Source organism: Rhodoferax sp. RT4P68 (genome assembly GCF_056521305.1).
The window spans coordinates 105457-126020 of record NZ_JBWMBB010000014.1 but is presented as its reverse complement, the minus strand read 5'-3'; the positions used below and the strand labels follow the sequence as shown (position 1 = coordinate 126020).

At 68.2% G+C, this 20564-nt stretch carries 18 protein-coding genes and 1 pseudogene; 13 read left to right on the top strand and 6 right to left on the bottom strand.

From position 1 onward, the window contains the following. Positions 1 to 61: 61 nt before the first annotated feature. From AC099J_RS25625 to AC099J_RS25605, 5 genes are all read right to left on the bottom strand, one after another. Positions 62 to 1921 (bottom strand): methyl-accepting chemotaxis protein, encoded by a 1860-nt coding sequence (locus AC099J_RS25625; RefSeq protein WP_479618119.1) that lies wholly within the window; start codon positions 1919 to 1921, stop codon positions 62 to 64. A 195-nt stretch (positions 1922 to 2116) separates the two neighbouring features. Further along, a complete protein-coding gene (locus AC099J_RS25620; RefSeq protein ID WP_479618118.1) occupies positions 2117 to 3010 on the bottom strand; it encodes an alpha/beta hydrolase in 894 nt (297 codons plus the stop codon). A 195-nt stretch (positions 3011 to 3205) separates the two neighbouring features. Further along, complete coding sequence (gene mutL / locus AC099J_RS25615) at positions 3206 to 5179, bottom strand: DNA mismatch repair endonuclease MutL (RefSeq protein WP_479618117.1); 1974 nt, start codon at positions 5177 to 5179, stop codon at positions 3206 to 3208. A 166-nt stretch (positions 5180 to 5345) separates the two neighbouring features. Next, positions 5346 to 6491 (bottom strand): zinc ribbon domain-containing protein, encoded by a 1146-nt coding sequence (locus AC099J_RS25610; protein ID WP_479618116.1) that lies wholly within the window; start codon positions 6489 to 6491, stop codon positions 5346 to 5348. 36 nt (positions 6492 to 6527) lie between these two features. Next, a complete protein-coding gene (locus tag AC099J_RS25605; protein ID WP_479618115.1) occupies positions 6528 to 7472 on the bottom strand; it encodes a zinc ribbon domain-containing protein in 945 nt (314 codons plus the stop codon). Positions 7473 to 7616: 144 nt separating this feature from the next. On the opposite strand from AC099J_RS25605, the gene AC099J_RS25600 reads away from it, so the two are divergent. The 4 genes from AC099J_RS25600 (at position 7617) to AC099J_RS25585 (ending at position 10479) form a co-directional block, all read left to right on the top strand. Further along, positions 7617 to 8279, top strand: a complete 663-nt coding sequence (locus AC099J_RS25600; RefSeq protein ID WP_479618114.1) for a DedA family protein — start codon at positions 7617 to 7619, stop codon at positions 8277 to 8279. Between the two features lie 66 nt (positions 8280 to 8345). Continuing rightward, complete coding sequence (locus AC099J_RS25595; RefSeq protein WP_479618113.1) at positions 8346 to 9683, top strand: SRPBCC family protein; 1338 nt, start codon at positions 8346 to 8348, stop codon at positions 9681 to 9683. Positions 9684 to 9730: 47 nt separating this feature from the next. Beyond that, on the top strand, positions 9731 to 10204 hold the full coding sequence (locus tag AC099J_RS25590; protein WP_479618206.1) for an aromatic-ring-hydroxylating dioxygenase subunit beta: 474 nt from the start codon (positions 9731 to 9733) through the stop codon (positions 10202 to 10204). A 23-nt stretch (positions 10205 to 10227) separates the two neighbouring features. Beyond that, entirely contained in the window at positions 10228 to 10479 is a 252-nt protein-coding gene (locus tag AC099J_RS25585; protein WP_479618112.1) for a hypothetical protein, read from the top strand. 115 nt (positions 10480 to 10594) lie between these two features. Here the strand turns inward: AC099J_RS25585 and AC099J_RS25580 are convergent, their stop codons facing one another. Continuing rightward, the gene (locus AC099J_RS25580; protein ID WP_479618205.1) at positions 10595 to 11497 is read right to left on the bottom strand and encodes a LysR substrate-binding domain-containing protein; all 903 of its coding nucleotides are present in this window, start codon (positions 11495 to 11497) and stop codon (positions 10595 to 10597) included. A gap of 143 nt (positions 11498 to 11640) precedes the next feature. Between AC099J_RS25580 and AC099J_RS25575 the strand changes: the two genes are divergently transcribed. The 9 genes and pseudogenes from AC099J_RS25575 (at position 11641) to AC099J_RS25535 (ending at position 20539) form a co-directional block, all read left to right on the top strand. Continuing rightward, positions 11641 to 12828: a muconate/chloromuconate family cycloisomerase gene (locus tag AC099J_RS25575; RefSeq protein ID WP_479618111.1), complete on the top strand. Its 1188-nt coding sequence runs from the start codon at positions 11641 to 11643 to the stop codon at positions 12826 to 12828. Between the two features lie 71 nt (positions 12829 to 12899). After that, on the top strand, positions 12900 to 13835 hold the full coding sequence (gene catA, locus AC099J_RS25570; RefSeq protein WP_479618110.1) for a catechol 1,2-dioxygenase: 936 nt from the start codon (positions 12900 to 12902) through the stop codon (positions 13833 to 13835). A gap of 116 nt (positions 13836 to 13951) precedes the next feature. Further along, positions 13952 to 15310, top strand: a pseudogene (locus AC099J_RS25565) (Rieske 2Fe-2S domain-containing protein); the annotation flags it as partial. 110 nt (positions 15311 to 15420) lie between these two features. After that, positions 15421 to 15912: a benzoate 1,2-dioxygenase small subunit gene (gene benB / locus AC099J_RS25560; RefSeq protein WP_479618109.1), complete on the top strand. Its 492-nt coding sequence runs from the start codon at positions 15421 to 15423 to the stop codon at positions 15910 to 15912. Positions 15913 to 15930: 18 nt separating this feature from the next. Then, positions 15931 to 16956: a benzoate 1,2-dioxygenase electron transfer component BenC gene (gene benC, locus AC099J_RS25555; protein ID WP_479618108.1), complete on the top strand. Its 1026-nt coding sequence runs from the start codon at positions 15931 to 15933 to the stop codon at positions 16954 to 16956. Then, positions 16953 to 17747 (top strand): benzoate diol dehydrogenase BenD, encoded by a 795-nt coding sequence (gene benD / locus AC099J_RS25550; protein WP_479618107.1) that lies wholly within the window; start codon positions 16953 to 16955, stop codon positions 17745 to 17747. Before benC ends, benD begins: the two co-directional genes overlap by 4 nt. Before the next feature lie 29 nt (positions 17748 to 17776). After that, complete coding sequence (locus AC099J_RS25545; protein WP_479618106.1) at positions 17777 to 19129, top strand: MFS transporter; 1353 nt, start codon at positions 17777 to 17779, stop codon at positions 19127 to 19129. Positions 19130 to 19169: 40 nt separating this feature from the next. Then, positions 19170 to 19871 carry a 3-oxoacid CoA-transferase subunit A gene (locus AC099J_RS25540; RefSeq protein ID WP_479618105.1) on the top strand — a complete coding sequence of 234 codons (702 nt, stop codon included), beginning with the start codon at positions 19170 to 19172 and terminating at the stop codon, positions 19869 to 19871. Positions 19872 to 19873: 2 nt separating this feature from the next. Beyond that, positions 19874 to 20539, top strand: a complete 666-nt coding sequence (locus tag AC099J_RS25535) for a 3-oxoacid CoA-transferase subunit B (RefSeq protein ID WP_479618104.1) — start codon at positions 19874 to 19876, stop codon at positions 20537 to 20539. Positions 20540 to 20564: the final 25 nt, after the last annotated feature.

Below are 20564 nucleotides of genomic sequence, written 5' to 3'. Positions count from 1 at the left end.
CGGCACGCAAGCGGGTGGTCGAAGTGGAGTGGCCCAGGGCGAGGCGTCGCCAGGCCGGGAATCAGAAGCTTTCCCAGTCGCCGTCGTGCGTGGCTGCCACCGCAGCCTTGGCGGGCGCTGCAGTGGGCTTGCGCACGGGCGGCAGGGCCTTGGTGGCGGGGCCAGCGCTGGGCGCTGGCCGCGCGGCACTGCGGGCGGTGGCGGTGGCTGCTACCGATGCGCGCGGCTTGTCCAGCGCGGCTGGGGCGGCGCGGTTGGCGATTGCAGGCGCTGCCCCCGGGCGGATCTTCGGTGGCGCCACCGTGCGCAGTGCCGCTGGCGCACTCGGGCGAAACGCCGGGGCCGGCGCGGCGCGCGGCGTGGCGACCAGCCCGCTGTCGCCGCTCAGCTTGAAGATGGCCATGGCCTGCACCAGCTGCTCGGCCTGATGGCGCAGGCTGTCGGCGGCGGCGGCCGACTGCTCGACCAGCGCGGCGTTCTGCTGCGTCGTCTGGTCCATCTGCGTGATGGCTTCACCGATCTGAGAGACACCGGCGCTCTGTTCGCCGCTGGCCGCGCTGATCTCGCCCATGATGTCGTTGACCCGGCGGATCGCGGTCACCACCTCCTGCATCGTGGTGCCGGCCTCATCGACCAGCGCCGTGCCCTGCTGCACGCGTTCCACGCTGGCGCTGATCAGGCCCTTGATCTCGCGCGCAGCCTCGGCCGAGCGTCCTGCCAGGCTGCGCACCTCGGTGGCCACCACCGCGAAGCCGCGCCCCTGCTCGCCGGCGCGGGCGGCTTCCACCGCTGCGTTCAGCGCCAGGATGTTGGTCTGGAAGGCGATCGAGTCGATCACGCCGATGATGTCGGAGATCTTGTCCGAGCTCTGGTGGATGCCCTTCATCGTGTCCACGACGCGGGCCACCACGTCGCCACCGCGCACCGCCACGCTCGAGGCGTTCGTGGCCAGCGCGTTGGCCTGGCGAGCGTTGTCGGCGTTCTGCTTGACGGTGGCACTGAGTTGCTCCATCGAGGCGGCCGTCTGCTGCAGGGCCGAGGCCTGCTGCTCGGTGCGGCCGGACAGGTCGTTGTTGCCCTGGGCGATCTCCGCGCTGGCCGTGGCCACGCCATCGGCGTTGCGGCGCACGTTGGCCACCACCGTGCCCAGCTGCGTCTGCATGTCTTTCAGTGCCTTGAACATGTCGGCGGCTTCGTCGCGGCCCTGCACGACGCTGTCGTCCGTGAGGTCACCGTCGGCGATGCGGCGGGCCACGCCGCCAGCCTGGTGCAGCGGGCCGGTGATCGAGCGCGTGATCAGCACCGCGAACAGCAGGCCCAGCAGCAGCGCGGCAATGCCGCAGCCGATCAGAATGGCCTCGCCGGTGACTGCAGCGGCCGCGGTCTCGGCCAGCGCGGCGTCGTAGATCTCGCGCTGGCGTTGCTCGAACCGCTGGATCGAGGCGTCGTAGGCGTTGGCCAGCGGGCGCAGGTTCGTCTCCACCAGGGCGGCGACGTCGTCGCCGGCGATGCGGCGCTTGATGAGATCGGAACGTGGGCCGCGGTAGGCTTCACGCCGCACGTTGATGTCGGCCAGCAGCGCCTTCTCGTCGTCCGATTGGGCCAGCTCGCGAATCTTGCCGCTGAGGGTCGTGACATTGGCCGATGTCTTGTCCATCAGCACCTGCAGCGCAGGGATGCGCCGCGTGTCCGAGTCGAGCAGAACGGACTGCGTGCGGCCCCAGTTCAGCTCGATATTCAGGCGCCACACTTCGGCCAGGCGCAGCTTCTCGCTGTCCACCGTGCCCAAGGTCTGCGCCGAGTGGGCCAGTGACTGCAGACGCCAGACGCCGACGGCCGCACTGGCCGCAATGATCAGCAGGATGACGCCGAATGCCAGGCCCAGGCGCGCGCCGATGCGCATGCTGCGCAGGCCGTTCATGGCGCCTTCCCCGGGTTCAGCCGCACAGAGTTTTTGGAGAGGGCCGTTCGGGCCAGCGGGATGATGTGCACGGCGTTTCCTTCTTGTGTGTCACGGAGCAACCGCACATTATGGGAATTTGCGCTGCCCGTGTAAGGAAACTAGAAGGCTTTTAGGGCACTTTTCGAGCGAAGGATGGGCGGTGTTGTCGCACGGCTACTCGGCACCCTGTTCAATCTGACGGGTAGGCCAACCAAAAAGAGACTGCAGCGCCGCTCGGTAGTGCGTGCGCGCCCGGTCGATGGTGTTGTAGTGCGTGCCGCCGTCCACGGCCACGAACGCCTTGGGCTGTTGCGCCGCGTCGAACAACTTGCGGGCGATGTCGATCTTGATCAACTGGTCGTCGGCACCATGCACCACCAGCAGCGGCGAGCCGATGGCGCCGACCTTGTTGACCGATTCCATGCGCTGCGTGATCAGCCACCCGAACGGCAGCCAGCCCCATTTCATGCTGGCCACCACCTCGGGGATCGAAGTGAACGTGCCTTCGACCAGCACACCGCGTTCGTCCTTCACCTTGGCCGCCAGGTCGATCGCGACGGCGCCGCCCAGTGAGTGGCCGAAGATGTAGCGCGGCCGGTCCGGGTAGCGCTGTGCCAGCCAGTCCCAGGCGGCGCGAGCGTCTTCGAAGGCGCGCTCCTCGGACGGCAGCTCGCGCGTGCTCTTGCCGAAGCCCCGGTAGTCAATGGCCAGCACCGAGAAGCCCAGGTCCTGCATGCGGCGCATGCGTGGCGCGGAGGACTTCACGTTCCAGCGTGCACCATGCAGGTACAGCAGCACCGGCGCGGGGCCTGGCTCACCGGCATCGGCTGCGGCGCTGGCGGGCAGCCACAGGCCGTGCAGGCGGACCGGGTGGCCCGAGGCGCGCGACTGGAAGTCGATCCACACCTCGTCCATGCCCTCGGCCTGCGCGGCGCTGCCGCCCCAGCTGCGGTCGCCGGGCTGGAAGATCCAATCGCGCTGGCGCTCGTCCAGCGCACTGCAGCCAACCATGGCGCCGGCCAGCGCCAGCGCAGAGACAAAAGATGCCAGGAGGGAAAAGCGTCGCATGGCTTGCACAGATTCCGGTTCAGTCCCACAAGTTCATTGCCGCAAAGTAAAGCAGGAACGAGGCCAGCCGGGGCACCGCCGACACTTGAGCATTCGGGCCATCGGCCATCGGCCATCGGCCATCGGCCATCGGGCCTGCGGGCCTTCGGTTCGTCTGGCCCCTGGCGCGTGCCGGTGCGCCGGTCTGGCCACGGCTCACCGGCCGCGCAGGAACAGCTGGTCCAGCTCGCGCACGCTGATCTGGCGCCAGGTGGGTCTGCCATGGTTGCACTGGTCCGAGCGCTCCGTCGCCTCCATCTGGCGCAGCAGTGCGTTCATCTCGTCCAGCGTCAGCCGTCGGTTGGCGCGCACCGCGCCGTGGCAGGCCATGGTGGCCAGCAGCTCGTTGCGCGCACGCTCGACGACGCCGCTGGCGTCGTGCTGGGCCAGTTCGGCCAGCACGCTGCGGGCCAGCGCCACGGCGTCGCCCTGGGCCAGGCTGGCAGGCACGGCGCGCACCGCCAACGTGCGGGCCGAGAACGGGGCGATGTCCAGGCCCAGCGTCGACAGCGTGTCGGCATGGCCCTCGGCCGTGGCCAGCTCGGCCGGCGTGGCAGCGAAGGTGGCGGGGATCAACAACGGCTGGCTGGCCATGGCCGCGTCGGCCGCCTGGGCCTTCAGCCGCTCGTAGACGATGCGCTCGTGCGCGGCGTGCATGTCGACGACGACCAGGCCCTGGCGGTTCTCGGCCAGGATGTAGATGCCCTGCAGTTGGGCCAGCGCGCGGCCCAGCGGCCAGGCGTCCTCGGATGAGGCAGCGGACGCGGGCGATGCGGCAGACGAAGCGCCCACCGGCGCCGGCTGGGGCGCAGCAGCAGGCATCGTCGGCAGGGCCGTCACCAGCGGCGCGGCAGCGGCCACGCCCTCACCACCGTCGCCTGCGCCCCACAGCGCCCGCAACTCGGCCACGTGGTCGGTGGTGGGCGCACGCGGCGCCCAGGCCGCGAGGGCCGGCGCTGGTGCGGCCCGATCGGTGAAGGCCATGGCCGGCTGGCGCCAGTCACGCATGGCAGGGGCGGCTGGCGCGGGCAGCGCTGACGGCTCGGACGGCCCGGAGGATGGCGCCGCCATACCGGCCGGCCGCAGTGCCTGGCCGGCACGCGGGGCCGCCAGCGCGTTGTCGATGGCCCGGCGCACGGCCTGGTGCACCTCGCGGCTGTCGCGAAAGCGCACCTCGATCTTGGTCGGGTGCACGTTCACATCCACGCGCGCCGGGTCCATGTCCACGTACAGCGCATACACCGGCTGGCGCTGGCCGTGCAGCACGTCTTCATACGCGCTACGGGCGGCGTGGCCCAGCACCTTGTCGCGCACGTAGCGGCCGTTCACGTAGGCGAACTGGTGGTCGGCGCGGGCGCGCGCGGCGTCGGGAATGCCGGCCCGCCCGCGCACGCGGATGGCCGGGCCGCCGCCCTCGCGCGCCGCGGGCGAGGTGTAGTCCACGGCCACCGAGCGTTCGCTGAAATCATCGCCCAGCACATCGGCCAGGCGCTGCAGCAGGCCGCCATCGTCGCCATCGGCGCAGGCGCGCCACTGCTCGACCAGCTTGCCTTCGTGCCAGATGGCAAAGCCCACATCGGGCCGCGCGAGCGCGTGGCGGCGCACGGCCTCGATGCAATGCGCCAGCTCGGTCGCATCGGTCTTCAGGAACTTGCGGCGCGCCGGTGTGCTGAAGAACAACTCCTTGACCTCCACCGTGGTGCCCACGGCGCGCGCCACGGGCCGGATCTCGCCGGTCTGCCCGTCCAGCTGCATGGCGAGCGGTTGGTCGGCCGGGCGCGAGGCCACCGTCATGTCAGAGACGGAGTTGATGGCCGCTAGAGCCTCGCCGCGAAAGCCCATGGTGCCCACGGTCTCCAGGTCGAGCAGGCTGGCGATCTTGCTGGTGGCGTGGCGCTTGAGCGCCAGCGGCAGGTCGGCCGCGGCCATGCCGGTGCCGTCGTCCTCCACCGCAATCAGGCGCACGCCACCGGCCGACAGGCGCAGCACGACCTGGCGAGCGCCCGCGTCCAGCGCGTTGTCGACCAGTTCACGCACCACCGAGGCGGGGCGTTCCACCACCTCGCCGGCGGCGATCTGGCTGATCAGTTCATCGGGCAGTTCGCGGATCACGCGGGGCGAGTCGGTCATATCAGTGAGCGCCCGGCCGCCCGAAGCCACTGAGTGCCCCCTCGGGGGGGCAGCGATACGCGAAGCGATGAGCGTGGGGGTTTCATGTCGTGAGCGCCCGGCCGCCCGAAGCCACTGAGCGCCCCCTCGGGGGGCAGCGATACGCGAAGCGATGAGCGTGGGGGTTTCATTTCAGATAACTGCCGCAGGCGGCGCAGTAGGTGTCCCGGCGCTGCACCGGGGTGGCGCATTGCGGGCACAGCACGGGCGTAGGGGCTTCGGGCGTGTCCGCGGGCGTGGCGGGCTCGACCGGGCCGGGCTCGGCCGACGGCGCTGCGGCAGCCGCAGCGGCGTTGCGCGCGCGCTCGGCCACCTGCTGGGCGCGGGCCTGTGCCTGCGCCTGCATCGCGCGTGCCTTGTCGCGCGCGACGGTCAGATGGGCGTCGACGAAAGCCTGCTCGAACGCCAGGTCCAGCCCGTCGATGGCCCGCAGGTAGACCATGCTGACACCTTGCAGATACACCAGGCCCGGCAGCGTGCAGGCCGCCGCAAACAGCACGCCGCCACCCAGGCCGGCCGCAGTCGCATAGGGGCCGGCACTGCCCATGCCGAAGGCGCCCATGCTGCCAATCGCCATGGCATCGGCGCTGCCCAGGATGGGGGCCGAGACACCGGCGGTGACAGCGGCGCCGGTGAACAGCACCGCGCCGAGCAGCAGGCCCACCATGCCGGCGATGAAGGCCACGGCCAGCATCAGCACCAGCACCATCAGCAGCCGGCGGCGCGCAATCGCGACCAGCTGGGTGGCGCATTCCATGGCGCTGGCGCCGTTCCAGACGGCGGGCGCCGACAGCGGAAACACCACGACTGGCAGTGCGAACAGGGCCACGCCGGCCACCAGCACCGAGACCGGAAACACCACCGCGTACAGGATCGGGCCGAGGATGGGGAGCTTGCAGACCACCAGCACCAGCGCCAGCAGGACCAGCCCGGCCAGGTACACCCCCGCCAGCAGCAGGTAGACCAGGATCAGCCGGTGCGAGCTGGCGAGCGACTGGCCGATGGCGTCCAGCATCGACAGCGAGGGCCGGCCCCGCGCTTCGTCCATCAGCAGGATGCCGACCGCGTTGGCGCCGTAGAACAGCACGGCATAGGCGGCCAGCGCGAACATGGCGACGAACACGTAGCCGACATCGGCCAACAGCGTGCCCAGGCCCATGACCATGGCCGCTGCCACCAGCGTCACCAGCAGCAGCAGCACGGCGCGCCAGTTGCGCAGGGCGTCGATGCTGTCCAGCAGCGTGCCGCTGTCCTTGATTTGTTGCGAAAGCATGGTGGTGGGGGCGATCTGGAAAAGGGAAGGTGGCGGTCAGCCGTCGGTGCCGTTGGCGCGCTCGATTTCCAGGCGCTGGCGCTCTTGGTCGCGCAGCCGCACGCAACTCGGATGGTCGCGGAACTGCGACTTGATGCATTGCACGCTGACGCAGAACGGGCGGGTGAAGGTGCTGCTGGTCGCGCAGGCCTGCTCAGGGCCGGCAGGCGCACGCGCGACCCGCGCGGGCGGCGCTGTCCGTGCTGCCGCTGGCGGGCGCGGCGCTGACGTGCCTTGCGCCGGGCCGGCCCCGGCCGCCGCTGGCGCGGAAGCAGGCGCAGGCGCGAGAGTCGGGGCGGGCGCCACCGCAGAGGCGGGCGCGAGCGCAGATCCGGGCACGGTCGCAAGCGGCGACGTGGTGGCCGGGTAGGTGACGGCGGCCGCCGGGCCCTGTGCCGCCAATGGTGCGGTCGCGACCGGCGCCACCAGCAGCGTGCCCGGTGCAGGCGCGACTGGCGCGGCCGACGGCGCGACAGGTTCGGCGATGACTTCCAGCGTGAGCGGCGGCAATGCCGACGAGAGGCCGGACGAGGGCGCCTGCGCGGAAGCCGGCGCCGATGCTGGTGCGGCGCCCGCGCCCGGGGCCGCACTGCCACGCTGGGTCGACCAGAACCAGCCCGCGATCAGCAGCAGCGCCAGCGAGACGGCCAGCGCGACGCCGCCCAGGCGTGAGGCCAGGGCCGCCGGCTCGGCAGCCACATCCGGGGGGGGCGCCGGCGTGGGCCCCTCGGGCATCGCCGAGGCGCGCAGGGGCACGCCGCACAGGCTGCAAAAGCGAGCACCCGGCGCGCAGGCGTGCCCGCAGGCCGGGCACTCCACCGGGGTCTCGGGTGCAGCGGCGACGACGGTGGGCGCCGCCTCGGTCAACGATGTGCCGCAGCGTTTGCAGAATCTGGCGCCGATCCGGTTCTCGGTCTGGCAGGCCGGGCAGGTGTGTGGCATGGGCGCAGGGGGATGGCGAAGAAGGCGGGAGGTCTCGGCGTGGAGGGGCGCAGGGGCCGCTGCCGGGATGCATCCATGCTAGCAAAACCTCGCGGCCGCCCGCCTGTCATGGATCTGTGCAGGCCGGCCCCGATAATGCGCCGCATGGAAATTGCCAGCTTTCTGATCGACTTCATCCTGCACGTGGACCGCTACCTGGAGGCCTTCGTGCGCGACTACGGCCCCTGGGTCTATGCCCTGCTGTTCCTGATCGTGTTTGTGGAAACCGGTGTCGTGGTGATGCCCTTCCTGCCCGGTGATTCGCTGCTGTTCGTGGTGGGTGCGCTGTGCGGCGCCGGCCTCATGAGCCTGCCGATCGCCATCGGCGTGCTGCTGGTGGCCGCCATCCTCGGCGACCAGTGCAACTACAGCATCGGCCGCTACTTCGGGCCCAAGGTGTTCCAGTGGGAAGACTCGCGCTTCTTCAACAAGAACGCCTTCGACCAGGCCCACGCCTTCTACGAGCGCTATGGCGGCATCACCATCATCCTCGCGCGCTTCATGCCGTTCATCCGCACGTTCGCGCCCTTCGTGGCCGGCGTGGCGGCCATGGGCCGGGTCAAGTTCACCACCTACAACGTGGTGGGCGCGGTGATCTGGGTGGTGGGCATCTGCACGGCTGGCTACTTCCTCGGTGGGCTGCCGTGGGTCAAGGCCAACCTGGACAAGATCATCTGGGCGATGATCTTCATCCCCGGCGCGCTGGCCATTTACGGCGCCTGGCGCGCCAAGCGCCAGGCCGAGCAGGAGACGGCCCGCGCCTCCTGAGCGCACCGCACGGCGGGGTGTGGCGCACGCAGCGGGCCACGAACACTGAAGCCAAGGAGACCTCGCATGAACGCGGCGCAACCCCTCGCGCGCTGGAGCCGTCCCGGCAGCAGCCGCGTGCCGTTCTGGGCCTACACCGACCCGGCGCTCTACCAGCGCGAGCTCGACCGCATCTTCTACGGCGCGCATTGGAGCTATGTCGGCCTGCTGGCCGAGATCCCCAACGTCGGCGATTTCCGGCTGACCACCATCGGTGAGCGGCAGGTGATCCTGGTGCGCGACCGCGTGGCCCCACGCGAGCGCGCCACCGACCACGGCATCCGCGTGGTGGAGAACCGCTGCGCCCACCGTGGTGTGCGTTTCTGCCAGCAGCCGCACGGCAATGCGCGCAGCTTCGTATGCCCCTACCACCAGTGGACCTACAAGCTCAACGGTGAGCTGGCCGGCCTGCCATTCAAGGACGGTGTGAAGGCCACAGGCGCGGAAGGCGAGAGCGTGCAGGGCGGCATGCCGGCCGATTTCGATCTGCGCGCGCATGGCCTCACGCGGCTGAAGGTGGGCGTGCTACACGGCCTGGTGTTCGCCAGCTTCTCCGACGAGGTGGAGCCACTGGAAGACTACTTCGGCCCGGCCGTCGTGCCCTGGCTGGACCGCATCTTCAAGGGCCCCGATGGCGCACGAGAGCTGACGCTGCTGGGCTACAACCGCCAGCGCATTCCGGGCAACTGGAAGTTGATGATGGAGAACATCAAGGACCCCTACCACCCGGGCCTGCTGCACACCTGGTTCGTCACCTTCGGCCTGTGGCGCGCCGACCAGAAGAGCCGCATGGTGATGGACGCGCACGGCCGGCACGCGGTGATGGTCTCGCGGCGCGACGAGAGTGCCCCGGCGGCGGCTGCCGTGACGGTCGGCGTCACCTCGTTCAAGGCCGGCATGACGCTGCACGACGACCGGCTGCTCGACGTGGTGGCCGAGCCGTGGTGGAAGATCCCGGACCCGTCGCGGCCGGGGCAAGAGATCAACCCCACGGTGACGATGATCACGCTGTTCCCAGGTGTCATCGTGCAGCAGCAGGTCAACTCGCTCAGCACGCGGCAGATCGTGCCGTGCGGGCCGGACAGCTTCGATTTCGTGTGGACGCATTTCGGCTTTGCCGACGACACGCCCGAGATGACGCAGCGCCGCCTGCGCCAGGCCAACCTGTTCGGGCCGGCCGGTTTCGTGAGCGCCGACGACGGTGAGGTGATCGAGCTCAGCCAGGCCGGTTTTCGCCAGTGGGGCGAGGGCGGCGAGACGCTGTGCGAGCTGGGCGGCACAGGCACCGAGGCGACCGAGCACATGGTGACAGAGACCTTGATCCGCAGCATGTACGCCTACTGGCGCAAGGTGGTGAACCCATGACAGCCGACGGCGCCGACACCGCCGCCGACCACACCGATGGTGCGGCGCTGGCCAGCCTGCTGCTGCACCACCAGATCGACCAGTTCAACTCCGCCTATGCTGCCGCCCTGGACGAGCGCCGCTTCGACGCCTGGACCGAGCTGTTCGTGCCGGATTGCCGCTACACCGTGCAGGCGCGCGAGAATTTCGACCGGGGCCTGCCGTTGGCGCTGATCGCGCTGGAAAGCCAGGGCATGCTGCGCGACCGGGTCTACGGCATCACGCAGACCATCTACCACCAGCCCCACTACACGCGCCATGTGCTGAGCCCGGCGCAAGTGCTGCAAGAGCATGGCGGCGACATCCGCGCGCAGACCCACTACGCCGTGTTCCGCACCAAGCCGGGGGGCATCAGCGAGGTCTACAACGTGGGCCGCTATGTCGATGAGTTTGTGCGCACGGCAGCGGGCTTGCGACTGCGCAGCCGCCTGTGCATCTACGACAGCGAGCTCGTGCTCAATTCGCTGATCTACCCTGTTTGAACCCAACCCTGGAGCTGCCCCGTATGAAGCTGTCTATTTCTCTCGCAGGCGCTGCGTGCGTCGTCGCCGTGGCCGCTGCCGCCACGCTGGGCTGGCAAGCGCCGGCTCAATCGCAGGTGCGCGTGACGCCGGCCCTGCAGCCGGTGGGCGCGGCCTCCGGCGCCGCCACGACGGCATGGTTTCAGGACACCGCCAGCGGGCGCGTGGTGGCCTGCCAGACCACCGGCAGCGGCACCAGCTTGACGGTGGCCTGCGCGGCGGCGGCGCTACCGTAGGCCGCGTCGCCCACACCCGCTTTGAACGATTTGCTCAGCCGCCCAGTTCGCCACCGGCATCAGGTGACGAGCCCTTAGCCTTGTCGGGCGCCAGACCCGATGGAACGGCGTCGGTCTAAAAGTCCAGCCACGGTGGCTTTTGCGCATACATCTCGACGATGAGCTGTTTGATCGCCACCACGTACCACGAGTCGTCGTTGAGCCGGTGGCTGAGGATGATGGGCGATGTCACCTTCTCGTCTGCGATCAGCCGGTAGACGAGGTCCGAGCGCAGCCGCGAGGCAACCGGCACGATGCACAGCCCCACCTCTGCGGCGACCAAGCTCAACGCGGCATGCAGCTCGCGCACCTCTTGGACTTCGGCCAGGCTGATGCCTCTCTCATGCAGCAGGCCCAGCACATGGTCTGCAAAGCTGGGGCGTGGCTCTTTCGGGAACACGATCAGCTTGGGATGATCGAGGTCCTCCAGGTTCACCGGTCCATTGGAAGCCGCCAACGGCCAGGCTGGCGGGATGGCCAGCACCAGCCTTTCCTCGCGGAGCACCGTGCGCGCCACTGACGTGTCGTTGGTTCGAATGCGGCCAAAGCCCAGGTCGATGCGACCCGACTTGAGCTCGCTGATCTGCTGGATCGACCCCAGATCGACCAGGTGCACGTCGGTGTCGGGGTAACGCTGGCGAAACATCCGCACCAGCATGGGCAGCCCGCCATAGAGGGTGGAGGGGACGTAGCCGATGGAAATGGATTGCCGGTGGTTGCGGCCTGCTTGCCGCGCCGTGTTCTTCATCTGGTCGACCCGGTGCAGCACCTGCAGCGACTGTTCGTAGAACAACCTGCCGGCCTCGGTCAGGCGCACCGGGCGGCTATTGCGCAGGATGAGCTGTACTTCCAGTTCCTCTTCCAGCAACTGGATCTGGCGGCTGAGTGGGGGCTGTGCAATGTGCATCAGCTCCGCAGCACGCGTGAAGTTTTTGGTGGTGGCCACCGCCACGAAGTACCGGAGTTGACGCAAATCCATAGGGGAAAACCATACTCTCTCGAGTAGGGTGCGCTCCAAGTGGTTGTTCTTCAAAAGAAAACGGCCACATGATACCTAATAGGTATCGCATCAGATGAATTCGGTGTTGGCTGGAAAACGACTGCAGTCGTCCAATACAGCCCATGCAACATACTGCCTGTCACCAAGCCGCCGCCGGCTTCGTCCGCATCGAACATGTCGAGACGATGCTGGTCGATCTACCGACGATTCGTCCGCACAAACTGTCCATGGCCGTCATGGACGGCCAGACCTTGATGCTTGTGCGCATCCGCTGCTCGGACGGCACCGTGGGCATCGGCGAGGGCACGACCATCGGTGGCCTGGCGTACGGCGCTGAATCGCCCGAGGGGATGAAGCTGGCCATCGACACCTACTTCGCCCCCCAGCTCATCGGCGCGGACGCGAACCGCGTTCCGGCGTTGATGGACCGACTGCACACCGCCTTCCGCGACAACCGCTTCGCCAAGTGCGCGATCGAGACCGCACTGTTTGACGCGCTGGGCCACCGCACGGGCCTGCCGGTGTCGGAGCTGCTCGGCGGGCGCCTGCGTGACCGGTTGCCGGTGGCGTGGACCCTGGCCTCTGGCGATACCGGCAAAGACATCGAGGAAGCCCAGCGCATGCTGGCAATGCGCCGCCACAACATCTTCAAGCTCAAGATCGGCCGCCGCTCGGTGCGCGAAGACGTGGCCCATGTCGCCGCCATCAAGAAGGCGCTGGGCGACACGGCCTCGGTGCGCGTGGACGTGAACATGGCCTGGAGCGAGCTTGACGCCCAGCACGGGCTGGCGGGCCTGGTGGACGCCGGCTGCGAGCTGGTCGAGCAGCCGGTGGCCAGCGTGGACGCACTGGCCCGGCTCACCGGCAAGTACCCGATCGCGGTGATGGCTGATGAATCCCTGGTCGGCCCCGAGAGCGCCTTTGCGCTGGCACGCGTGGCCGGTGCCAACGTGTTCGCCATCAAGACCGAGCAGTCCGGTGGCCTGCAGGCCGCCCAGCGCGTGGCGGCCATTGCCGACGCGGCCCACATCGAGTTGTACGGCGGCACGATGCTGGAGGGGGCGGTCGGCACGATCGCCTCGGCCCATGTGTTCGCAACCTTCCGCGAGTTGCGCTGGGGCACCGAACTGTTCGGCCCGCTGCTGCTGACCGAAGAAATCCTGGCCCGGCCGCTCGAATACAAGGACTTCCACCTCACCGTTCCCGCCCTGCCTGGCCTTGGCATCGCGCTGGACGAGGAGCGTGTCGCGCACTTCCGCCGCGACCGCACGCGCACCACTGTCGGCCCCGCCGCCACATCCCTGACCTGAGCGGACACCTGCGCCCCCGAGCCCATCCCGCACGACCCACTTTCAACCCCCCCCACGAAACGGAGACTCCCATGAGCGTTCAAATTTTCAACACCGCCGAAGTCCAGGACTTCCTGCGTCTGGCCGCCGGACTCAACCAGGAGGGCGGCAACGCCCGCACCAAGAAGGTCGTCCACCGCATCCTGTCCGACCTGTTCAAGGCCATCGAAGACCTGGATGTCACGTCCGACGAATACTGGGCCGGCATGGCCTACCTGAACCAGCTCGGCGCGCGTGGCGAAGCTGGCCTGCTGTCGCCGGGCCTGGGCCTGGACCGCTATTTCGACATGCGCATGGATGCACAAGATGCGGCGCTGGGCGTCGAGAACGGCACGCCGCGCACCATCGAGGGGCCGCTGTATGTGGCCGGCGCACCGGTGGAAAAGGGCTTTGCGCGGCTGGACGACGGCAGCGACAAGGCCGGCCACACACTCGTCATGCACGGCACGGTCTACAGCGCCAATGGCAAGCCCATGCCCAACGCCACGGTCGAGGTCTGGCATGCCAACACCAAGGGCTTCTACTCGCACTTCGACCCCACCGGCGAGCAACAGCCGTTCAACATGCGCCGCACCATCGTCACCGACGCGCAGGGCCGGTACAAGTTCCAGAGCATCGTGCCCGTGGGCTATGGCTGCCCGCCGGACGGCCCCACGCAGGCACTGCTGAACCAGCTGGGCCGCCACGGCAACCGCCCGGCCCACATCCACTTCTTCGTGAGTGCCGAAGGCCACCGCAAGCTGACCACGCAGATCAACATCGACGGCGACCCTCTGGTGTTCGATGACTTCGCCTACGCCACGCGCGAAGGCCTGGTGCCGCCGCTGGTCGAGCGCACGGACGCGGCCAGCATCCAGGCCGAAGGCTTGAACGGGCCGTTCGCAGAGATCGTGTTCGACATCCGGCTCAGCGCACTGGTCCAGGGCGTCGACAACCAGATCGTCGACCGCCCCCGCCTGGCCGCCTGAGCGCGGATGTGCTGCGGCGCAGGCCGCCGCAGCGCACGCCAGCCCGCCAACCCCACCTAGGTTCCGAACCGCGACGTGTGTCGTGGGGGAGGACCTCGCCCTCAAGAGACCTCACCATGAACACGACCGCATCACCCGACACCTACGGCGCCGTTGAAAAGCTGCTGGACAGCGCCCTGCAGGACGACAAGGACGCCGGCATCTACCGCTGCCGCCGCGACATCTTCACCGACCCCGCGCTGTTCGAACTGGAGATGAAGCACATCTTCGAAAGCAACTGGGTCTACCTGGCGCACGAGAGCCAGATCCCCGCGATCAACGACTACTTCACCACCACCATCGGCCGCCAGCCCATCGTCATCACACGCGGCAGGGACGGCAAGCTCAACGCCGTCATCAACGCCTGCGCCCACCGCGGCGCCATGCTGTGCCGCAAGAAGCACGGCAACAAGGGCAGCTTCACCTGCCCGTTCCACGGCTGGACTTTCAACAACACCGGCAAGCTGCTCAAGGTCAAGGACGAGAAGACCACCGAGTACCCGGTGCAGTTCAACAAGGAAGGCTCGCACGACCTGAAGAAGGTGGCGCGCTTCGAGAGCTACAAAGGCTTTCTGTTCGGCAGCCTGAACGCCGACGTGCCCTCGCTGGACGAGTACCTGGGCGAGACCCGCGTCATCATCGACCAGATCGTCGACCAGGCGCCCGATGGGCTGGAAGTGCTGCGTGGCAACTCCACCTACACCTACGACGGCAACTGGAAGCTGCAGATGGAAAACGGCAGCGACGGCTACCACGTCAGCTCCGTGCACTGGAACTACGCCGCCACCATGGGCCGCCGCGCTGAGGGCGGGACCAAGGCCGTGGACGCGGCCGGCTGGAGCAAGAGCGTGGGCGGCGTCTATGGTTTCGAGAACGGCCACATCCTGTTGTGGACCAAGACCATGAACCCCGAAGTGCGCCCGGTCTACAGCCGCCGCGACGAACTGAAGCAGCGCCTGGGCGAGAGCAAGGCCGAGTTCATCGTCAGCCAGACGCGCAACCTGTGCCTGTACCCCAACGTGTACCTGATGGACCAGTTCTCCACGCAGATCCGCGTGACGCGCCCCATCAGCGTGGACAAGACCGAGATCACCATCTACTGCTTTGCGCCCAAGGGCGAGAGCGCGGAAGACCGTGCCCTGCGCATCCGCCAGTACGAGGATTTCTTCAACGTGTCCGGCATGGGCACAGCCGATGACCTGGAAGAGTTCCGCTCGTGCCAGACCGGCTACGCCGGCAAGGCAGCACCGTGGAACGACCTCAGCCGCGGCGCGCCGCTGTGGGTCGAGGGCGCAGATGAGAACGCCACCAGGATGGGCATGAAGCCCCTGATCAGCGGGGCGCGCAGCGAAGACGAAGGCCTGTTCGTCTGCCAGCACGACTACTGGGCCAAGGCCATGCGCAGGGCGTTGCAGCAGGAACGCGAAGGAGCGCTGCAAGTGAGCGCGAGGACGAGGGGCCCCGCTTGCGGGGATCGGCCCAGCGAATGCAGCACGGGCGCCGACAGCGCGACGTTCAGTCAGGCACAGCGGATCGGAGGCGCCGCATGAGCGCCGATCTCGCAACCATCAGCGCCTTCCTGTACCGCGAGGCACGCCACCTGGACGACCGCGAGTTCGAGCAATGGCTCCAGCTCTACGCGCCGGATGTCGAGTACTGGATGCCCGCCTGGGACGATGACGACCAGCTCACCGAAGACCCGCACAGCCAGATCTCGCTGATCTTCTACCCCAACCGCAATGGGCTGGAAGACCGGGTGTTCCGCATCAAGACAGAGCGCTCCAGCGCGTCCATGCCCGAGCCGCGCACCAACCACATGCTGACCAATGTGGAGGTGCTGGCCGAGCGGGGCGACCAGGTCGATGTTCGCTACAACTTCCACACGCTCAGCCACCGGTACAAGAAGACCGACCACTACTTCGGCACGATCTTCGCCACGCTGCGCAAGGGCGGCGACGCGGGCTACCTGATTGCGCGCAAGAAGATCGTGCTGAAGGACGACTACATCAGCCAGGTCGTCGACATCTATCACATCTGAAATGCGGGGAGACACACCATGAACAACCACTACCGCATCGCGCTCAATTTCGAGGACGGGGTGACCCGTTTCGTCGAGTGCGGCGCCGACGAGAAGGTGCTGGACGCGGCCTTCCGCAACCGCATCAACCTGCCGATGGATTGCTCCGACGGCGTGTGCGGCACCTGCAAGTGCCGCGCCGAGGCCGGCAGCTACGACATGGGCGACGACTACATCGACGAGGCGCTGACGGCCGACGAGGCAGCCGAAGGGCTGGTGCTGACGTGCCAGATGGTTCCCAAGTCGGACTGCGTCATCTCGGTGCCCGTGCCGTCGACGGCCTGCAAGACCGGCACCGCGCACTTTGGTGCGGCCGTCTGCGAGGTGACGCCGTTCGGCGACGCCGCCTACGAACTGGTGCTGGACATCCCGGCCGAAGCGCCGGTGTTCCTGCCCGGCCAGTACGTGAACATCGACGTGCCGGGCAGTGGGCAGCACCGCTCCTACTCGTTCAGCTCGGCGCCTGGCAACAAGCGCATGACGTTCATGATCAAGCAGGTGCCCGGTGGCCTCATGAGCGGCTGGCTGGGCAGTGCGCAAGCGGGGCAGCCGCTGCAGATCACCGGCCCGCTGGGCAGCTTCTACCTGCGGGCCGTCACGCGGCCGCTGCTGTTCCTGGCGGGCGGCACTGGCTTGGCGCCGTTCCTGTCCATGCTCGAAGTGCTCGCGCAGCAGGACACGAAGCAAGCCGTGCACCTGATCTATGGCGTCACGCGCGACCAGGATCTGGTGATGGTGGACCGGTTGGTCGAGTACGCGCGCCGCATCCCGGGCTTCACGTTCGGCACCTGTGTGGCGGACCCGCAAACGGTGCACGAGCGCCAGGGCTACGTGACGCAGCACATGCCTGCGCAGGCACTGCACGGCGGCAACGTCGACGTGTACCTGTGCGGCCCGCCGCCGATGGTGGACGCCGTACAGAAGTACTTCAAGGCCGAGGGCATTGCGCCCGCCAGCTTCCACTACGAGAAGTTCACGCCCAACCAGACGGCGGTGGCCGTATGAGCGCGCAATCTCGTTTTCAAGGCAAGGTCGTGCTGGTCACAGGCGCGGCCCAGGGCATCGGGCGCGGCGTGGCGCTGCGCATCGCGGCCGAAGGCGGCCAGGTGCTGGCTGTCGACCGCTCGGACATCGTCGACGAGGTGGTGGCGCAGATCCGCGAGGCCTGCGGATCGGCCGCCGCGGCGCAGGCCGACCTCGAAACCTATGCGGGCGCGCAGCATGTGGTCGCGCAATGCCTGGCGCACTTCGGCCGCGTCGACGTGCTGGTCAACAACGTGGGCGGCACGATCTGGGCCAAGCCCTACGAGCACTACGAAGAGCAGCAGATCGAGGCGGAGATCCGCCGCTCGCTGTTCCCCACGCTGTGGTGCTGCCGTGCGGTGCTGCCGCACATGGTGGAGCGCCAGCAGGGCGTGATCGTCAACGTGTCGTCGGTGGCCACGCGGGGCGTGCACCGGGTGCCGTACTCGGCGGCCAAGGGGGGCGTGAACGCGCTGACCGCGTCGCTGGCGATGGAGCACACACGCAATGGCATCCGGATCAACGCCACGGCACCCGGCGGCACCGACGCACCACCGCGCCGCGTGCCGCGCAACCAGGCACCGGCCAGCGCGCTGTCCGCCATCGAGACGCAGTGGTACCAGGGCGTGATCGACCAGACCAAGGAGTCCAGCCTGATGCACCGCTACGGAACGATCGACGAGCAGGTGGCCCCGATCCTGTTCCTCGCGTCCGACGAATCCTCGTACATCACCGGCTCGATCCTCGCCGTCGCTGGCGGCGATCTCGGCTGAGCCGAACGACAACATCAAAGAGACAAATCATGAAACACATCGATCTGCACAAGCTGGCTGACAACGCCAGGTTCAACGGCTTTCACCGGGGCGTGCTGCTCTGGTGCGCCCTCATCATCATCTTCGACGGCTACGACCTGGCCGTCGCGGGCATCGCACTGCCGTCCATCATGAAGGAGATGGGCGTGAGCCCGACCAACGCGGGCTTCATGGTCAGCTCGGCGCTGTTCGGCATGATGTTCGGCGCGATCTTCCTCGGCACCATTGCCGACCGCATCGGCCGCCGCCGCGCCATCGCCATCTGCATCGCGCTGTTCAGCGTGTTCACCGCAGCGGCGGGCTTCACCAGCGACCCGGTCACCTTCAGCGTGATGCGCTTTCTGGCCGGCCTGGGCATCGGCGGCGTGATGCCGAACGTGGTGGCGCAAATGACGGAGTATTCGCCGCGCAAGATCCGCAGCACCATGGTCACGCTGATGTTCAGCGGCTACGCGGTGGGCGGCATGCTGGCCGCCGTGGTGGGCAAGGGGCTGATTGAAAGCTACGGCTGGCAGTCCGTGTTTCTCGCGGCGGGCCTGCCGGTGTTGCTGATCCCGGTGATCCTGAAGTCCATGCCCGAGTCCATGCCCTTTCTCATCAAGACGCGGCAGACCGCGCGCCTGCAGGAGATCGCCGCGCAGCTGGACCCGAGCTACCGGCCGCAGCCAGGCGATTCGTTCGACCTGCCGCAGCAGGACCGCGATGCGAGCGCACCCATCGGCAAGCTGTTCCAGGACGGCCGGGGCTTCAGCACCGCGATGTTCTGGGTCGCGTTCTTCATGTGCCTGTTCATGGTCTATGCGCTCAGCTCGTGGCTGACCAAGCTGATGGCGGGCGCTGGCTACACGCTGGGTTCGGCATTGACCTTCGTGCTGGTGCTGAACTTCGGCGGCATGGTGGGTGCCATTGGCGGCGGGTGGCTGGCGGATCGGTTCCACATCAAGTACGTGCTGGTCGGCATGTATGCGTTGGCGGCGGTGTCCATCAGTTTGCTGGGTTACCCGGTGCCCACGTCGGTTTTGTTCCTGCTCGTCGGCCTGGCGGGTGCCTCCACCATCGGCACGCAGATCGTGACCTACGCCTATGTCGGCCAGTTCTACCCCATGGCGGTGCGCGCAACGGGCATCGGCTGGGCCTCGGGCGTCGGGCGCAGCGGTGCCATCCTGGCGCCCATCGTGATCGGCAGCCTTGTCGCCATGGCACTGCCGCTGGAGCAGAACTTTCTGGCCATCGGCTTGCCAGCGGTGATCGCGGCGGTGGCGGTGTTCTGCATCCAGCACGGCCGGGCCGCGCAGGCGCACAGCGCCGTGGCTCCGGGCAACCCCGCAGTCGCCGCCAAGTGACCCAGCCGCAACGACACCATTTCCTGAAGGACACGTTTCCATGATCAACAAGATCGCCCGCTCGGTCGCCGAGGCCATGGCCGATATCCAGGACGGCGCGACCGTCCTGATCGGCGGCTTCGGCACCGCCGGCATTCCCAACGAACTCATCGACGGCCTGATCGCGCAGGGCGCGAAGGACCTTACCGTCGTCAACAACAACGCCGGCAATGCCGAGGTCGGCCTGGCCGCGCTGCTGCAGGCGGGCCGCGTGCGCAAGATCATCTGCAGCTTCCCGCGCCAGGCGGACAGCCAGGTGTTCGACAGCCTGTACCGGGCAGGAAAGCTGGAGCTCGAACTCGTGCCGCAGGGCAACCTGGCCGAGCGCATCCGGGCGGCGGGTGCCGGCATCGGCGCGTTTTTCTGCCCCACGGGTTTCGGCACCCAGCTCGCGGGCGACCGTGAGACGCGCGAGATCGATGGCAAGCATTACGTGCTGGAGTACCCCATCCACGGCGACGTGGCCCTGATCAAGGCCGAGGCGGGCGACCGCTGGGGCAACCTGGTCTACCGCAAGGCCGCACGCAATTTCGGGCCCGTGATGGCCATGGCCGCGCGGCGCACCATCGCCACGGTGCACGACATCGTGGACCTGGGCGCGCTGGACCCGGAGACCATCGTCACGCCCGGCATCTTCGTCCACAAGATCGTCCAGATCGACCGCGTCGCCACCCAGGCCGGCGGTTTCAAGAAGGCAGCATGAGCATGGCATCCCCCACGTACCAACGTCGCACCAAGGACCAGCTCGCAGCGCGGGTGGCCCGGGACATCTTCGACGGCGCCGTCGTCAACCTGGGCATCGGCCAGCCTACGCTGGTGGCCAACCACTTGCCCGCCGGGGTGGAGGTGGTGCTGCACAGCGAGAACGGCGTGCTGGGCATGGGCCCGGCGCCCGCCGAGGGGCAGGAGGATTACGACCTCATCAACGCCGGCAAGCAGCCGGTGACGCTGCTGGCCGGTGGCGCCTTCTTCCACCATGCCGACAGCTTCGCCATGATGCGCGGCGGCCACCTGGACATCTGTGTGCTGGGCGCCTTTCAGGTCTCGGCCGATGGCGACCTGGCCAACTGGAGCACCGGCGCGCCGGGCGCCATCCCGGCCGTGGGCGGCGCCATGGACCTGGCCATCGGTGCCAAGCAGACCTGGGTGATGATGGACCTGCTCACCAAGCAGAACGAGAGCAAGCTGGTCGAGAAGTGCACCTACCCCTTGACCGGCCTGGGCTGCGTCAAGCGCGTCTACACGGATCTGGCGACGTTCGCGTGCACAGCCCAAGGACTGCAGCTGATCGATGCCGTCGAAGGGCTCAGCCGCGAAGCGCTGGAAGGCATCGTCGGCCTGCCAATCGCTGCGGCCAGCACCGCGCCATGAAACCGCGCCACACGCCAACGAAAGA

What these genes read in the sequence shown, in the direction of transcription:
- AC099J_RS25540 (WP_479618105.1), top strand. Translation starts at nt 19,170, where the DNA reads ATGATCAACAAGATCGCCCGCTCGGTCGCCGAGGCCATGGCCGATATC.
- AC099J_RS25605 (WP_479618115.1), bottom strand. Translation starts at nt 7,472, where the DNA reads ATGCCACACACCTGCCCGGCCTGCCAGACCGAGAACCGGATCGGCGCC.
- AC099J_RS25575 (WP_479618111.1), top strand. Translation starts at nt 11,641, where the DNA reads ATGCAACATACTGCCTGTCACCAAGCCGCCGCCGGCTTCGTCCGCATC.
- benB (WP_479618109.1), top strand. Translation starts at nt 15,421, where the DNA reads ATGAGCGCCGATCTCGCAACCATCAGCGCCTTCCTGTACCGCGAGGCA.
- AC099J_RS25580 (WP_479618205.1), bottom strand. Translation starts at nt 11,497, where the DNA reads ATGGATTTGCGTCAACTCCGGTACTTCGTGGCGGTGGCCACCACCAAA.
- AC099J_RS25625 (WP_479618119.1), bottom strand. Translation starts at nt 1,921, where the DNA reads ATGAACGGCCTGCGCAGCATGCGCATCGGCGCGCGCCTGGGCCTGGCA.
- catA (WP_479618110.1), top strand. Translation starts at nt 12,900, where the DNA reads ATGAGCGTTCAAATTTTCAACACCGCCGAAGTCCAGGACTTCCTGCGT.
- AC099J_RS25620 (WP_479618118.1), bottom strand. Translation starts at nt 3,010, where the DNA reads ATGCGACGCTTTTCCCTCCTGGCATCTTTTGTCTCTGCGCTGGCGCTG.
- benC (WP_479618108.1), top strand. Translation starts at nt 15,931, where the DNA reads ATGAACAACCACTACCGCATCGCGCTCAATTTCGAGGACGGGGTGACC.
- AC099J_RS25600 (WP_479618114.1), top strand. Translation starts at nt 7,617, where the DNA reads ATGGAAATTGCCAGCTTTCTGATCGACTTCATCCTGCACGTGGACCGC.
- AC099J_RS25610 (WP_479618116.1), bottom strand. Translation starts at nt 6,491, where the DNA reads ATGCTTTCGCAACAAATCAAGGACAGCGGCACGCTGCTGGACAGCATC.
- AC099J_RS25535 (WP_479618104.1), top strand. Translation starts at nt 19,874, where the DNA reads ATGGCATCCCCCACGTACCAACGTCGCACCAAGGACCAGCTCGCAGCG.
- AC099J_RS25595 (WP_479618113.1), top strand. Translation starts at nt 8,346, where the DNA reads ATGAACGCGGCGCAACCCCTCGCGCGCTGGAGCCGTCCCGGCAGCAGC.
- mutL (WP_479618117.1), bottom strand. Translation starts at nt 5,179, where the DNA reads ATGACCGACTCGCCCCGCGTGATCCGCGAACTGCCCGATGAACTGATC.
- benD (WP_479618107.1), top strand. Translation starts at nt 16,953, where the DNA reads ATGAGCGCGCAATCTCGTTTTCAAGGCAAGGTCGTGCTGGTCACAGGC.
- AC099J_RS25545 (WP_479618106.1), top strand. Translation starts at nt 17,777, where the DNA reads ATGAAACACATCGATCTGCACAAGCTGGCTGACAACGCCAGGTTCAAC.
- AC099J_RS25585 (WP_479618112.1), top strand. Translation starts at nt 10,228, where the DNA reads ATGAAGCTGTCTATTTCTCTCGCAGGCGCTGCGTGCGTCGTCGCCGTG.